16 protein-coding genes and 1 riboswitch are annotated in these 12,365 nt (G+C 41.6%); of the genes, 12 read left to right on the top strand and 4 right to left on the bottom strand.

The genetic code is table 11. The features are described from left to right. Positions 1-138 precede the first annotated feature (138 nt). From ACTJKA_RS15910 to ACTJKA_RS15875, 8 genes are all read left to right on the top strand, one after another. Positions 139-972 (top strand): hypothetical protein, encoded by an 834-nt coding sequence (locus ACTJKA_RS15910; protein WP_268357677.1) that lies wholly within the window; start codon positions 139-141, stop codon positions 970-972. Between the two features lie 201 nt (positions 973-1,173). Beyond that, a complete protein-coding gene (locus ACTJKA_RS15905; protein ID WP_440607841.1) occupies positions 1,174-1,434 on the top strand; it encodes a metal-sensitive transcriptional regulator in 261 nt (86 codons plus the stop codon). Positions 1,435-1,561: 127 nt separating this feature from the next. Beyond that, positions 1,562-2,044 (top strand): DsrE/DsrF/DrsH-like family protein, encoded by a 483-nt coding sequence (locus ACTJKA_RS15900; protein ID WP_052320710.1) that lies wholly within the window; start codon positions 1,562-1,564, stop codon positions 2,042-2,044. Between the two features lie 14 nt (positions 2,045-2,058). After that, positions 2,059-2,415 carry a rhodanese-like domain-containing protein gene (locus ACTJKA_RS15895; RefSeq protein WP_182489555.1) on the top strand — a complete coding sequence of 119 codons (357 nt, stop codon included), beginning with the start codon at positions 2,059-2,061 and terminating at the stop codon, positions 2,413-2,415. 52 nt (positions 2,416-2,467) lie between these two features. Continuing rightward, entirely contained in the window at positions 2,468-3,025 is a 558-nt protein-coding gene (locus ACTJKA_RS15890) for a sulfurtransferase TusA family protein (protein WP_008343883.1), read from the top strand. A gap of 15 nt (positions 3,026-3,040) precedes the next feature. Further along, the gene (locus ACTJKA_RS15885; protein WP_440607840.1) at positions 3,041-4,168 is read left to right on the top strand and encodes an MBL fold metallo-hydrolase; all 1,128 of its coding nucleotides are present in this window, start codon (positions 3,041-3,043) and stop codon (positions 4,166-4,168) included. Between the two features lie 34 nt (positions 4,169-4,202). Next, positions 4,203-4,433 carry a sulfurtransferase TusA family protein gene (locus ACTJKA_RS15880; RefSeq protein ID WP_008343881.1) on the top strand — a complete coding sequence of 77 codons (231 nt, stop codon included), beginning with the start codon at positions 4,203-4,205 and terminating at the stop codon, positions 4,431-4,433. A gap of 58 nt (positions 4,434-4,491) precedes the next feature. Then, positions 4,492-5,268, top strand: coding sequence for a sulfite exporter TauE/SafE family protein (locus ACTJKA_RS15875; protein ID WP_060832026.1), 777 nt, complete (start codon positions 4,492-4,494; stop codon positions 5,266-5,268). 52 nt (positions 5,269-5,320) lie between these two features. Here the strand turns inward: ACTJKA_RS15875 and ACTJKA_RS15870 are convergent, their stop codons facing one another. Beyond that, positions 5,321-5,497 carry a hypothetical protein gene (locus ACTJKA_RS15870; RefSeq protein ID WP_164071373.1) on the bottom strand — a complete coding sequence of 59 codons (177 nt, stop codon included), beginning with the start codon at positions 5,495-5,497 and terminating at the stop codon, positions 5,321-5,323. 175 nt (positions 5,498-5,672) lie between these two features. Continuing rightward, the gene (gene proS, locus ACTJKA_RS15865) at positions 5,673-7,106 is read right to left on the bottom strand and encodes a proline--tRNA ligase (RefSeq protein WP_008359313.1); all 1,434 of its coding nucleotides are present in this window, start codon (positions 7,104-7,106) and stop codon (positions 5,673-5,675) included. Between the two features lie 400 nt (positions 7,107-7,506). Beyond that, positions 7,507-7,606: riboswitch (purine riboswitch) on the top strand. 77 nt (positions 7,607-7,683) lie between these two features. Here proS and ACTJKA_RS15860 point away from each other — a divergent pair. Continuing rightward, the gene (locus tag ACTJKA_RS15860; protein WP_017358727.1) at positions 7,684-8,856 is read left to right on the top strand and encodes an MFS transporter; all 1,173 of its coding nucleotides are present in this window, start codon (positions 7,684-7,686) and stop codon (positions 8,854-8,856) included. A 42-nt stretch (positions 8,857-8,898) separates the two neighbouring features. Here the strand turns inward: ACTJKA_RS15860 and ACTJKA_RS15855 are convergent, their stop codons facing one another. Further along, positions 8,899-9,276 carry a hotdog domain-containing protein gene (locus ACTJKA_RS15855; RefSeq protein ID WP_017366518.1) on the bottom strand — a complete coding sequence of 126 codons (378 nt, stop codon included), beginning with the start codon at positions 9,274-9,276 and terminating at the stop codon, positions 8,899-8,901. A gap of 137 nt (positions 9,277-9,413) precedes the next feature. Then, the gene (locus tag ACTJKA_RS15850; RefSeq protein ID WP_017366519.1) at positions 9,414-10,181 is read right to left on the bottom strand and encodes a GNAT family N-acetyltransferase; all 768 of its coding nucleotides are present in this window, start codon (positions 10,179-10,181) and stop codon (positions 9,414-9,416) included. A gap of 207 nt (positions 10,182-10,388) precedes the next feature. Here ACTJKA_RS15850 and ACTJKA_RS15845 point away from each other — a divergent pair, with 207 nt between their 5' ends. The 3 genes from ACTJKA_RS15845 (at position 10,389) to ACTJKA_RS15835 (ending at position 12,103) form a co-directional block, all read left to right on the top strand. Further along, positions 10,389-10,847, top strand: coding sequence for a MarR family transcriptional regulator (locus ACTJKA_RS15845; protein ID WP_024719151.1), 459 nt, complete (start codon positions 10,389-10,391; stop codon positions 10,845-10,847). 348 nt (positions 10,848-11,195) lie between these two features. Further along, a complete protein-coding gene (locus ACTJKA_RS15840) occupies positions 11,196-11,657 on the top strand; it encodes a DUF523 domain-containing protein (RefSeq protein ID WP_008359308.1) in 462 nt (153 codons plus the stop codon). Positions 11,658-11,686: 29 nt separating this feature from the next. Next, on the top strand, positions 11,687-12,103 hold the full coding sequence (locus ACTJKA_RS15835; RefSeq protein WP_171464931.1) for a DUF5301 domain-containing protein: 417 nt from the start codon (positions 11,687-11,689) through the stop codon (positions 12,101-12,103). Positions 12,104-12,365 lie beyond the last annotated feature (262 nt).

Genomic DNA, 12,365 nt, shown 5'->3' with positions numbered 1-12,365 from the left:
CACTAAAACCATAATTTGTACCGGTACGTGAGGATTATACAATAAAATAAAGAAAAATACACCTTTTTTTGTATTTTTTTATTTAAAATGCTATGTTATGCTATGTTCTAGTTAGTTGATAAGAGAGGGCTTTTTTACATGATTGGTTTATTATTACTTTTTAAAAGAGATATGATTCTTGGGTTTCATAGAACTACAAAAACTTTTATCATTATATCTATTCTAGGGTTGTTTAATTTCCTATACTACCTTTATTTTCTGCATATTAGTTTAACTAAAAGTAATGTTGCATTTTGGGATGTTATTGGTAAAACCTTTGCAGGTGTTCCCTTTGAACTTGTCGAACAACAAACAATTGAATTTCCTTTTGGATGGATTATATTTCAATTAAGTGGTGCAATATTGGTCAATACTTTTATAAAAGAAGATCTATTTGCCCATAGTGCCTTTATTAGAGTTAGAACAAAGTCAATATTTAAAATGTGGGTAAGCAAACTATTATTTTGTTGTGCCGCAATATTTATCTTCTACATATTAATATTGTCCCTTACCTGGTTTGTTTGGAAATTGAGTGGGGGGACAGTAAATAACTTGACAGATTACGGCGAAAGTATTTTAAGATATTCCTCTTTTCAATTCTCTTATAGTCAAATTATTGTTTATTCAATTCTCTTAAATATAGCGGGGACATTTCTTTTCACTTTTATCTTTGCTTTATTATCATTAATTTTTAAAACAATTTATAGTTTCGTAGTTTGTATCTGTATATTATTTCTTTCCATTTTCTCAGACAACCCAATGCTGCTTGGAAATGCATTTATGCTGATTAGGCATCCTATGTTTGGTTTATCTCCAGTTGTCTCTATTAGTATTACACTAATAATAGTACCTATTCTTTGTACTATTATCTTGATAGTTGGAGGAATATATCTATCTAAGTATGATTTAATAAGTAATATGGAAACGGAATGATTTTGTAAATGTGTATATTATCCTGTAGTGTTGAAATCTACACATTTATCCGCTCTAAGAAAGGAAACAAGTTTAAAAATGAGAAGCTGCTGTGACATTTCATCTCAGCAGTTTTTCTTTTTTACTGAATCATCATGATTGACTAAATACCTCTAAGGGTATACTATCGTCCATAGGAATCCAATAGAAAGGAGTGTTTGCATGGAATATAATAAGCAGATGAAGAATCGTCTTCGCCGGATTGAGGGGCAGATTAAAGGGGTTCTTGCGATGATGGAGCAGGGAAAGGATTGCCGTGAGGTGGTGACGCAGCTATCTGCATCACGCAATGCCATTGATCGGGCGATGGGTGTGATTGTGAGTACAAACCTTGAACAATGTGTCCGTGAAAGTCTTGAGCAAGGCAAGGATACAGAGGGGCTTGTCAAAGAAGCGGTTGAGCTCTTGGTGAAAAGCCGGTAAGAAATTCCTCAGCCTTTGGAGGTTGACGAATTTTTTTACTTGTTATAATATACCCTTACCGGTATGTGTATATATTTTTTGTTTTCAATATACCCCCATGGGTAATTTATATATAAGGAGGATCATGATGGAGGAACAGAAAAAACGAACAACAATTGTTTTATTTAGTGGAGATTATGATAAAGCGATGGCCGCTTATATTATTGCAAATGGTGCAGCAGCTTATGATCACGAGGTGACGATTTTTCATACTTTTTGGGGGCTGAATGCCTTGCGTCAGGAAGAGATGGTGCCACTGAAGAAGGGATTTTTAGAAAAAATGTTTGGCAAAATGATGCCGCGTGGCGCTGATCGAATGGGGCTGTCAAAGATGAATTTTGCAGGAATGGGACCGAAGATGATCAAGCATGTGATTAATAAACACAATGCCATGACCCTGCCGCAGCTCATTGATATGGCGAAGGAACAAGACATCAACCTCGTGGCATGTACGATGACGATGGATCTATTAGGGCTACAGGAGAACGAGTTACTAGCAGACATTCAATATGCCGGTGTGGCAGCGTATTTAGCAGAGGCAGAAATCGGGAATGTGAACTTATTTATCTAGGGGGGCGTCCATACATGATTCAAATGCTTTTGCTCATCATTGTGATCGCTTTGCTTGTGAGCCGTTTTCTTCCCGTACGGGGTGTGAAACAAATGGACGCAGCTCATCTGAAATCTAAATTGCATAGTCGGCATCAACAGCTGATAGACGTGCGATCACCTTTAGAGTTTCAAACAAATCATATAAAAGGATTTCAAAATATCCCCTTACCACAGTTAAGGAATCGAGCGCATGAGCTTGAGAAAGACAAAGAAGTGTATGTGATCTGCCAAAGCGGGATGAGAAGTATGCAGGCGGCTAAATTATTAAAAAAACAGGGATTTACCCACATTACGAATATCAAGGGTGGCATGAATGCTTGGCGATTATAGGTATCAATAGGCTTTAAAATATACCCCCACCCCTATAAAAGGAGGAAAAACAATGCAGCAACCAACAGCAATTCTAGATGCAAAAGGATTGGCATGCCCAATGCCCATTGTCAAAACGAAAAAACAAATGAATGAGCTCTTGCCAGGAGATGTGCTTGAAGTGCAAGCAACCGATAAAGGGTCTACAGCGGATTTAGCAGCTTGGTCAAAAAGCGCCGGTCATGAATTTTTAGGAACAAAAGTAGAAGGACAGGTGCTTCATCATTTGATTCGTAAAGGTGGAGCGAAACAGGAGGAGCAGTCAATGATTTCGGAAATGTCGTTGAACATGTTTCAACAGAAGGTAAAAGAAGATCAGTCATTGTTTATTTTAGATGTACGAGAGCCGGATGAATACGAAGCGGGTCATATTCCAGGAGCTGTTCACATCCCTCTCGGTGAGGTGGAACAACGTGCTGAAGAATTGAACCGAGAGACGCTCATTTACCTCATCTGTCATTCAGGCAGAAGAAGTGAATTAGCCGCACAAAAGTTAAAAGAAAAAGGATTCCATCAATTGATCAATGTAGTGCCAGGCATGAACAGCTGGACAGGAGAGATTGAAAAATAGGAGCTGAATGAAACGATGACTGTAAAAGCAATGACAGCAGAACAGTTAACAAAAAAGATCATCAACAAAGAGCCGATCTTTTTGTTGGATGTACGAAACGAATCAGATGTGCAGGACTGGAAAATTGAAGGGAAAGCCGTTGAATATTTAAACGTGCCTTACTTTGAGCTTCTTGATGGCGTAGAGGATATGGTGGAGAACATACCGGATGACCTAGATGTACTGGTCGTTTGTGCGAAAGAAGGCTCCTCTATTATGGTGGCAAAGATGCTGTCAGAGGCAGGCAGAACGGTCCATTATTTGCAAGGCGGCATGAAGGCATGGAGTGAGCATTTAGAGCCAGTGAAGATCGGTGATTTAACTGGCGGTGGAGAGTTGTACCAATTTGTGCGAATGGGCAAGGGGTGCTTGTCCTATATGATCATGTCGAATGGGGAAGCTGCGATTATTGATGCAGCTAGAATGACGGAGGTCTATACGCAATTTGCTAAAAAACACCAAGTTACAGTGACGCATGCGTTTGATACGCACCTTCATGCGGACCATATATCTGGCGGGAAAAAGCTGTCTGAACAGACTGGTGCTATCTATTGGCTACCGCCAAAAGACGCCGAAGAGGTGACATTTGATTACAATCACCTTGAAGAAGGACAGCGTGTGACGATTGGAGCGACGGAGATTGATATTCATGCCTTTTATTCACCGGGCCATACGATTGGTTCAACCTCTTTTATCGTAGACGGCCGTTACCTCCTTTCAGGTGATATTTTGTTCATTGATTCGATCGGAAGACCTGACCTAGCCGGTATGGCGGAGGACTGGGTAGGTGATTTGAGAGAAACCCTTTATACACGATATACGGCGCTTTCGGCAGAATTGATTGTGCTGCCTGCACATTTTATGATCGTGGATGAGCTGAATGAAGACGGGAGCGTTTGGAAGGAACTAGGCGCTTTGTTTGAAGAAAATCACGGGCTGAACATTGAAGATGAAGACGTATTTAGACAAATGGTCACGCAGCATCTACCTGCACAGCCAAACGCTTATCAAGACATTCGGTCTACCAATATGGGGAAGCTGCATCCAGACGAGGAAGCGCAGCGAGACATGGAAATTGGTCCAAACCGTTGTGCGATTCGATAATGTTCAATAAAATAAAGAAGCGAGGGATGATCAGATGACATCAGATCACATTTTAGACGTAACCGGGCTTGCATGCCCAATGCCGATTATTCGGACGAAGAAAAAAATGAACGACTTGGCAGAAGGCCAAGTATTAGAAATACATGCAACAGATAAAGGGGCCAAAGCTGATTTGGCTGCATGGGCTAAGTCAAGCGGACATGAATTGATCACGCAGACAGATGAAGGGCATGTGCTGAAGTTCTGGGTGAGAAAAGGGTCCTAAAGGGGAGAGGGGTATCTATGAGGGAGCCCCTTTTCCTTTTGCAAAGGAGGAGACCAGCGTGGATTTTGCATTTTTCATTACTTTATTTATCATCGGATTTATTGGTTCCTTCTTATCAGGAATGGTCGGAATAGGAGGATCGGTGATCAACTATCCCATGCTGCTTTATATCCCACCTCTTGTCGGAGTGATGGCATTATCGGCTCACGAGGTTTCAGGGATTGGTGCCATTCAAGTACTGTTTTCGACACTCGGCGGTGTGCTGGCGTATCGAAAAAGCGGATTTTTACATCGTCCATTGATTTTATATATGGGGAGCAGTATATTGGCAGGGAGTTTATTAGGCAGCTATTTATCACATTTCCTTCCAGAGAAAGGCATCAATGTAGTCTATGGTCTGCTTGCCATTGTCGCTGTCATTTTAATGCTTGTTCCGAAAAAAGGTCAGCGGGCAGAAGCAGATGGAGAGGTGACCTTTCATAAAGGATTGGCGGCTGGTATTGCCTTTGTGATCGGAAGTGTATCCGGTGTATTAGGTGCAGGCGGTGCCTTTATTTTAGTGCCGGTGATGCTATCGATTCTCAAAATCCCTGTGCGGATGACGATTGCCTCGTCTCTGGCGATTACGTTTCTCTCTGCGATCGGCGCATCGGCTGGGAAAGTGCTGACTGGTCAAGTCATGTTCATGCCTGCTCTTGTCTTAATGGCGGCCAGTCTGATTGCTGCGCCGATTGGGGCGAAAATTGGTCAGAAAATCAATGCCGTTTATTTGCAATGGGCGCTTGCCGTGATGATTACAGCCACAGCAATCAAAATCTGGGTGGATTTATTATAAGAAAAAGACCAACAACTGAGAGCAAGGGCTCTTTTCCATGTGTTGGTCTTTTTTATTTTATGTCATCGTGCTCGATATACGTTTCAAGTGCAGGGTGGTACTCTTTTTGATAATGAAGATTGGGGCATGTTTTCACGACTTTGCCTTGCAAGGCATTGGACTTCGAGACATCTAATGCTGTTTTACATTTTGGACAGCGTTCGTTAAATATTGAGAGCCAGCGCTTCATAGATCACCACTCCAGTTAAAGTCTTAAAAACCGATTATATTAATATGAATTATAGGGGATTGTGTGAATGAGGTCAATGGATATTTGGCTCTTTTTAACAAAAAAGAAGCATCGTATAAGATGCTTCAGCGTGTAGACAAACCCCTGTATTATTTGTAAAAAATTTGAAATATGATTAGTAGGCTTTCGCCCAGAACACCATATCAGAAGCAGGTTTCCCGCAGCAGACACATGTGTCAGAAACGGATTCTTGTTCAAACGGGATACAGCGTGATGTCGCCCCTGTTCTCTCTTTGATGTCGTTTTCACAGTCTTCATCGCCGCACCACATGGCTTTGATCAACCTGTTTTCTTCGGCAAGAAGCTGCTCGATGTCTCCGATTGTATGGGCGTTTGATGTTTTTTCATGTAATCGTTCTTTTGCTTTTTCGTACATCGTCTGCTGAATGTCTTCAAGCGTGGACGTGATGGTTTGTTCAAGTGCATCTAATGTGACGGCTTGCTTTTCACCAGTGTCTCGTCTTGCGAGCATCACCTGACCTTTTTCCATATCCTTTGGTCCTACTTCTACGCGTAATGGGATGCCCTGCATTTCACATTCGTTGAATTTCCAGCCTGGCTGTTTATCACTTGCATCGATGTCAGCGCGTGCGATGCGGGCGAGTCGATCCTTTAATTCATAGGCATGATCGAGGACACCTTCTTTATGGGAAGCAATTGGCACAACACGTACTTGGGTTGGCGCAATGTTTGGCGGCAGGACTAGTCCTCTGTCATCGCCATGCACCATGATCATAGCGCCAATGATTCTTGTGGTGAAGCCCCATGATGTTTGCTGGACATGCTCTAATTTTCCTTCTCGATTTAAAAATTCAATGCCAAACGCCTTGGCAAATCCGTTGCCGAAGAAGTGAGAAGTGGCGGTTTGCAGGGCTTTTCCGTCATGCATCAAGCTTTCAACCGTATAGGTGAAGCGGGCGCCAGCGAATTTTTCTTTCTCTGTTTTTCTGCCTTTAATGACAGGGATCGCTAGAAGCTCTTCACAAATAGACGCATAGACATGGAGCATTTTTTCTGTTTCTTCAATCGCTTCTTGCTCTGTCTCATGACAAGTGTGCCCTTCCTGCCAGAGGAATTCAAGGGTTCTAAGGAATGGACGTGTTGTCTTTTCCCAGCGGACGACATTGGCCCATTGGTTATATAGCTTCGGTAAATCACGATAGGAATGAATGATGTTTTTATAATGCTCGGCGAACAGCACCTCAGACGTTGGTCTGACGCAGAGTCTTTCTTGTAATTCCGAATCACCGCCATGTGTCACCCACGCCACTTCAGGAGCAAAGCCTTCGATATGATCCTTTTCTTGCTGGAGAAGGCTTTCTGGGATAAAGAGCGGCATATAGACATTCTCGTGACCCGTTTCTTTGATTTGACGATCAAGTTCGTCGCGAATATTCTCCCAAATTTTAAAACCGTATGGCTGAATAATCATACTGCCTCTAACGCTTGAATAATCGACGAGACGCGCCTTTGTGACAACATCTGTATACCACTGGGCAAAGTCGTCTTCCATGCTTGTAATTTTCTCAACAAATTGTTTCTTTGACATCGTCTTTTTCCTCCTTTTAAAAAAACAAAAAAGCTGTGCTTTAAGTTAGGGACCATTCCTGGTGGTACCACCCTAATTTAAAGCACAGCTTTACACTCGATCATGATAACGGTATGAACCGCTGTATGAAACAGAACTAAATCGGCAGGTTCACTTGAAGATGTCAGTAGGAACTTCTCAGCACCGTTCCCTCTCTGGTAAAGATCGATTCAAGCTACTATTCCAGATCTACGTTGATTCTTGTTCGTTGATTTTTCATCAGTTTACCTGTAAATGGGGGAGAAAGCAAGTTGGTCTGCAAGTTCATTTTATGCCTTTCTGAGGTCGTTTATGTCGAAGAGCCATTGGCAGATATTTTCTATTTTTGCAGCTTGCACGTTATGGAAGGCTATGCTAATATATTTGAAGAAAAAAATAGACTTGTATAACCTCAATAATATGGTTTGAGGGTTTCTACCAGGATCCGATAAATCCTGATTACAAAAGCGCGCTTTCCTTTTTTGTAATCAGGGTTTTTTTGTTTGTCTGCACCCTGTATCAAAAGTGAAAGCCATGATATAGAGAAGGGATGTTAGACATGAACTGGAGAGTTTATTTATTAGCTGTTTCTACTTTTGCGGTTGGATTAGTTGAGCTTGTGGTCGGGGGCATTTTGCCAAGTTTAGCAGAGGATCTCAATGTGTCTCTTGCGACAGCTGGGCAGCTTATTACGGTATTTGCGATTGTGTATGCTATTTCAGCACCGGTGCTACTGACCGTCACAGCCAAAATCGAACGAAAGCGTCTTTATTTAATCGCATTATTGGTCTTTACATTAGGCAATGTATTCACATATTTTAGTTCCACCTTTGCCCTTGTCATGATTTCTAGGGTCTTGATTGCCATGAGTACGGCGCTTGTTGTGGTGTTATCACTAACGATTACCGCCAAGCTGGTGGAACCGGCGCATCGAGCGAAAGCATTAGGTCTGATTTTTATTGGGATTAGCTCATCACTTGTTCTCGGTGTACCGATCGGTATTTTTATTACAGAGAGCTTTGGCTGGAGAGTGATGTTTTTAGGAATCAGTATTCTGTCAGCTATATCAATGGTACTCATTTATTTTCTATTGGAGAAAATGCCTGTTGAAAAAGTCACACCGCTTAAAGAACAAATTCGTTCTTTAGGGCATCCGAAAATTTTCAGTGCGCATTTGATTAGCTTGTTCATGCTTGCTGGTCATTATATGCTGTATTCTTATTTCACGCCATTTCTGATGGAAGTTCTGCATATGACTCCGTTTTGGATTAGTATTTGTTATTTGGTCTTCGGACTTGCGTCGATTGGCGGGAATGGGTTTGGCGGCTGGCTGAGTGACAAACTAGGATCAGGAAAAGCCATTTTGCTTGTGACCATGGCGTTTGCCATTGTGATGTTTATCCTTCCTTATACAGCGGGAGTGTTTATGCTCTTTATGGTGATGGTTGTCCTATGGGGTGCTCTTAGCTGGGCACTGACACCTGCTTTGCAGAGCTATTTGATTCAAACAGACCCTGTGACATCTGATATTCAGCAAAGTTTAAATACATCCGCTTTGCAAATTGGGATTTCCATTGGATCAGCAGTGGGCGGCGTCATGTTTACAATGACCGGTTCATCTGTTGATTTGGCTAAATTCGGTGCTGTTTTTGTGCTGATTGCCTTTAGCTGTGCAGTGATTTCATTAAAGAGACCGCCGCTTTATATGGATCGTCAGCATCATGCTGAATAGAAGAGAATTAGATCGTTTAGCTGCCTCATCATAGGCAGCTTTTTATTTTTTGAAAACCACACCTTCACTTTTACCAGTAATGACTTCTTCTCCATGCTGATTGATATACCGGGAAAAAAGGTGGACACGATGGTATTTTTCAAGGGGTTCTACCTTGGTGACGGCCATCTGACAGGTAATGGTGTCACCTGTATAAACAGGGCGTATGAAGGTACATGTCATCTCTTGACCGATAAAATGAAACTGCCCGCCAAGCTTCGTGGCTAGACTTGCTGTGAGAAAACCGTGTACCATGAGCCTGCCTTGATCATCTAGCTCGATATGATGTTTGCCAAGATCACCTGTCATCTCGCCAAATTGGATCACATCTTCATGCGTATAGGTTTTGCTTGTTTGAAATTGATCGCCTGGTTGAACCATCTGTTTTTCAGCTCCTTTTTTTAAATGTACCAAAGGAGTGAATGAATGTACATTCATTTTTATGGTGAGATGTTGGAGGCAAAGAAGAGACAGGCTACCTTTCTTTGCCCTTGATAAGTCAGGAAAAATGTCATCTTCTATTCAAAAACAACCATTTCTCCAATTGGATGAAATCCGGCACGCTGATAGATATGTTTGCCGTCATTTGAGGCTTGTAACATCACACACTTTTGTTTGTTATCTGTCTGGGTCAGAAGGTAATGAAACATGTCACTGCCAAGTCCTCTTCCGCGGTGTTCTGCCTTTGTGATGACATCATAAATACCGTAGCTGTCTGCTGTTTCAATCAATAAGCCCGTTGTGACCGGTTTGTTGAGTTCATATCCAACGAACATGCGGGTACTCGGGTGTAATCGTTCAATCGAAAAGCGCTGGAAATAGCTGTTTAAAGCGATTTCCTCAGGTGATCCTTCGAAAAGTTCGATAAATAAATGTTGATAATCGAGAAAAGTTTGATCGTCAGTCACTTCCTTGATCGTAAGCGATTGAGAGGTCCTTTGATCGATGTCGTTTGTATGTTCAAGCATCATGATGGTATTGCGTTCCACTTCTTGAAGCCCATATTTCTGCATGATATTCGACCAATCTGGGTGGAGCAGGCTTTGAGTGATCCATGTGCTGAATGCTAGCTGCTGTTGCTGCATTTGTTCGATGGCAGCTTCCACTTTTTGTTGATCTTGTATGTGCGCTGAAATGGGTAATAACAAATTGAACGTGTCAGTTGATATATGCGTGTTTGATAGAACGAAATCCTCCGTTGATAGGAACGATCCGTTGACAACAGAAGTAAACAAATTTATTTTTTCTTCTAACTGGCGAATGGCCATTTGCTGCTCTGTTTTCATTCTCTCACCTTCTTTTTTTGATTGAGGGGTACCTATCATAAATAATAGCAAAGAAAAGGAAATTGTGCCGTCTCTTGTAATCTAGTAAAAAAGTTCTTTTATTTATCAGGTCTGATGACCCATTCTTTTCATCATCCCCACATTTCTTTTGACTCCTTTATTGATTATTAGTACCATTTTATTAACCAGTTAAGAGTGGAGGTTCAGATGGAAACAAACGAGCAGATTGTCTTAAAAGCGATTCAAGATTTGATTATGCATAGGGAAAAGAAACGGAACGATCCAACAGATCCACTGATTACCACGACTGATACACTCAAGCAAGATTGGACACTTACACAGCTTCATATTTTATCTATGATTCAAGCAAACCCTAACGAATCCAATAATACATTTCTTTCACAACAACTAAAACTATCAAAACCAGCCATTACAAAGGCTGTGAAAAAGCTCATCGAAAAAGGCATGGTCGACTATTGCCACCGGCAAGGTGACAAGAAATCCGTCTATTATTCACTCACAGAGGAAGGCACACAGCTTGCGGCACTGCATGATGAGCTTCATGAACAGGCAGTCTCCTCCTATTTAGAATTCCTCCATGAATTTAATGAAGACGAACTACAGGTTATTGAGCGCTTCTTAAAGGCTTGGAAGGAAAAGATATAAATAACGGACCGAAAGCTTTCTATAAACTAGATGCTTTCGGTTTTTTTATGGTAAAATTAACATATATTGACGTTGTTCGTGAGGATGATTGAGGGAGGGAACCGTGTTGGTGGAAGAGATGATGGGAAATTTCAAAAAATATGTATTTATCATGCCGTTCGTCGGATTGTTTGTCAGCTTGCTATTATTTGTTTATTTTTTTGGGATCACAGGAGTTGAAGGGTCCATGTGGGCGGCTGTTTTGTATTGTGCTCTGCCCTTTCTGATGTACACGATACTCTGTTTGCCTTTATGGATTTATTTTAAAGTCAGCAAAAAACGTTCAATACATAGAAATGAGGAACATACATGATCGTTGTCAGCGCTTGTCTTGCGGGATTAAAGGTCCGTTATAATGGCAGCCATCGATTAGATCAACGTATCGAGGAGCTTGTGCAGGAAGGAAAGGCGGTAACAGTTTGCCCTGAGCTGCTTGGCGGTTTCTCTACACCAAGACCTCCCGCAGAAATTATTGGTGGAGATGGTCATGATGTCTTACGGGGGCAGGCTTCTGTTGTTGATGTTCATGGAACAGATGTGACAGAGATGTATGTAAATGGTGCACAAGCCACGCTTAAGCAGATTCAGACTCTTGGCGCAACATCCGTCGTGTTAAAAGAGTACAGCCCTTCTTGCGGAAGCCGGATGATCTATCGGGGAGAGTTTAACGGGAAGACAAAGGCTGGGGACGGTGTGACGTCTGCCTTGCTGAAACAGCATGGGATTCAAGTATTCTCTGAGGAGGATGATTGGACCTCACTGTTTGTATAGGGATGGCGTGAATTGAAGGAGGAGTTAGGTTGAAGAAGTGGATCATTGGTTTAGTAGTCATTATTTTCATCGGAATAGGTCTTTATTTTATGATCAATGCCAAAACATATGCTTTTGATGATGTGGTCTCGATTGATAAAGATAAAGTGACTTCTATTCAAATTGAGCATGATGATGAGCGCGTTGTGGTGGATAAGAAAGAGGATATTCAAAAGTTGCTGAAGAAATTTTCGGGTATTCAATTAAAGAAAATAAACGAGGCTAAAAAAGCCTCAAAAGAATCTTATTGGATCAGAGTGTACGAGAACGAAAAGCAAATGTATGGTCTGACTTTTTATGACCAAAGCTTTTTAGAGACGTATGATGGTTCTAAAACAAAAAATCGAATCAGTGAATACCAAATCGTTGATGCAAATCAAGTCGATATGGGACAATACATCAAATAAGATCATTCAGTCTATGAATGGTTTCAGCGTGTAGACAAACCCTCGCATTCTTTGTCAGTCCTGCGTGCCGGTGCTCACGAATGTGAAATTCGCTCCGCGCCAGTACTCGTCCTTCCTAGGGCTGCAAAGGTTTTCTATCACGCTGAAAAGAAGACAAAGGGCTAAAATCAAGTTCATTTTAGCCCTTTGTCAACTATCTGAGATCATTCAGTCTATGAATGGTTTATCTTCATGCATGATCTTTCGCACATTCGGGTATAGT

Origin of the sequence: Bacillus sp. 22190 (assembly GCF_052045575.1) — a bacterium.
In the GTDB taxonomy this organism is placed as follows: Bacteria; Bacillota; Bacilli; order Bacillales; family Bacillaceae; genus Bacillus; species Bacillus altitudinis.
The sequence above is the reverse complement of the archived record's forward strand: the minus strand, read 5'-3'. Positions and strand labels throughout refer to the sequence as shown.

Bases quoted from the DNA above. Each gene is read 5' to 3' on its own strand.
- ACTJKA_RS15855 (WP_017366518.1), bottom strand. From the start codon at position 9,276: ATGGTTCAACCAGGCGATCAATTTCAAACAAGCAAAACCTATACGCAT.
- ACTJKA_RS15840 (WP_008359308.1), top strand. From the start codon at position 11,196: ATGATCGTTGTCAGCGCTTGTCTTGCGGGATTAAAGGTCCGTTATAAT.
- ACTJKA_RS15845 (WP_024719151.1), top strand. From the start codon at position 10,389: ATGGAAACAAACGAGCAGATTGTCTTAAAAGCGATTCAAGATTTGATT.
- proS (WP_008359313.1), bottom strand. From the start codon at position 7,106: ATGTCAAAGAAACAATTTGTTGAGAAAATTACAAGCATGGAAGACGAC.
- ACTJKA_RS15895 (WP_182489555.1), top strand. From the start codon at position 2,059: ATGATTCAAATGCTTTTGCTCATCATTGTGATCGCTTTGCTTGTGAGC.
- ACTJKA_RS15900 (WP_052320710.1), top strand. From the start codon at position 1,562: ATGGAGGAACAGAAAAAACGAACAACAATTGTTTTATTTAGTGGAGAT.
- ACTJKA_RS15870 (WP_164071373.1), bottom strand. From the start codon at position 5,497: ATGAAGCGCTGGCTCTCAATATTTAACGAACGCTGTCCAAAATGTAAA.
- ACTJKA_RS15880 (WP_008343881.1), top strand. From the start codon at position 4,203: ATGACATCAGATCACATTTTAGACGTAACCGGGCTTGCATGCCCAATG.
- ACTJKA_RS15905 (WP_440607841.1), top strand. From the start codon at position 1,174: ATGGAATATAATAAGCAGATGAAGAATCGTCTTCGCCGGATTGAGGGG.
- ACTJKA_RS15890 (WP_008343883.1), top strand. From the start codon at position 2,468: ATGCAGCAACCAACAGCAATTCTAGATGCAAAAGGATTGGCATGCCCA.
- ACTJKA_RS15860 (WP_017358727.1), top strand. From the start codon at position 7,684: ATGAACTGGAGAGTTTATTTATTAGCTGTTTCTACTTTTGCGGTTGGA.
- ACTJKA_RS15885 (WP_440607840.1), top strand. From the start codon at position 3,041: ATGACTGTAAAAGCAATGACAGCAGAACAGTTAACAAAAAAGATCATC.
- ACTJKA_RS15910 (WP_268357677.1), top strand. From the start codon at position 139: ATGATTGGTTTATTATTACTTTTTAAAAGAGATATGATTCTTGGGTTT.
- ACTJKA_RS15850 (WP_017366519.1), bottom strand. From the start codon at position 10,181: ATGAAAACAGAGCAGCAAATGGCCATTCGCCAGTTAGAAGAAAAAATA.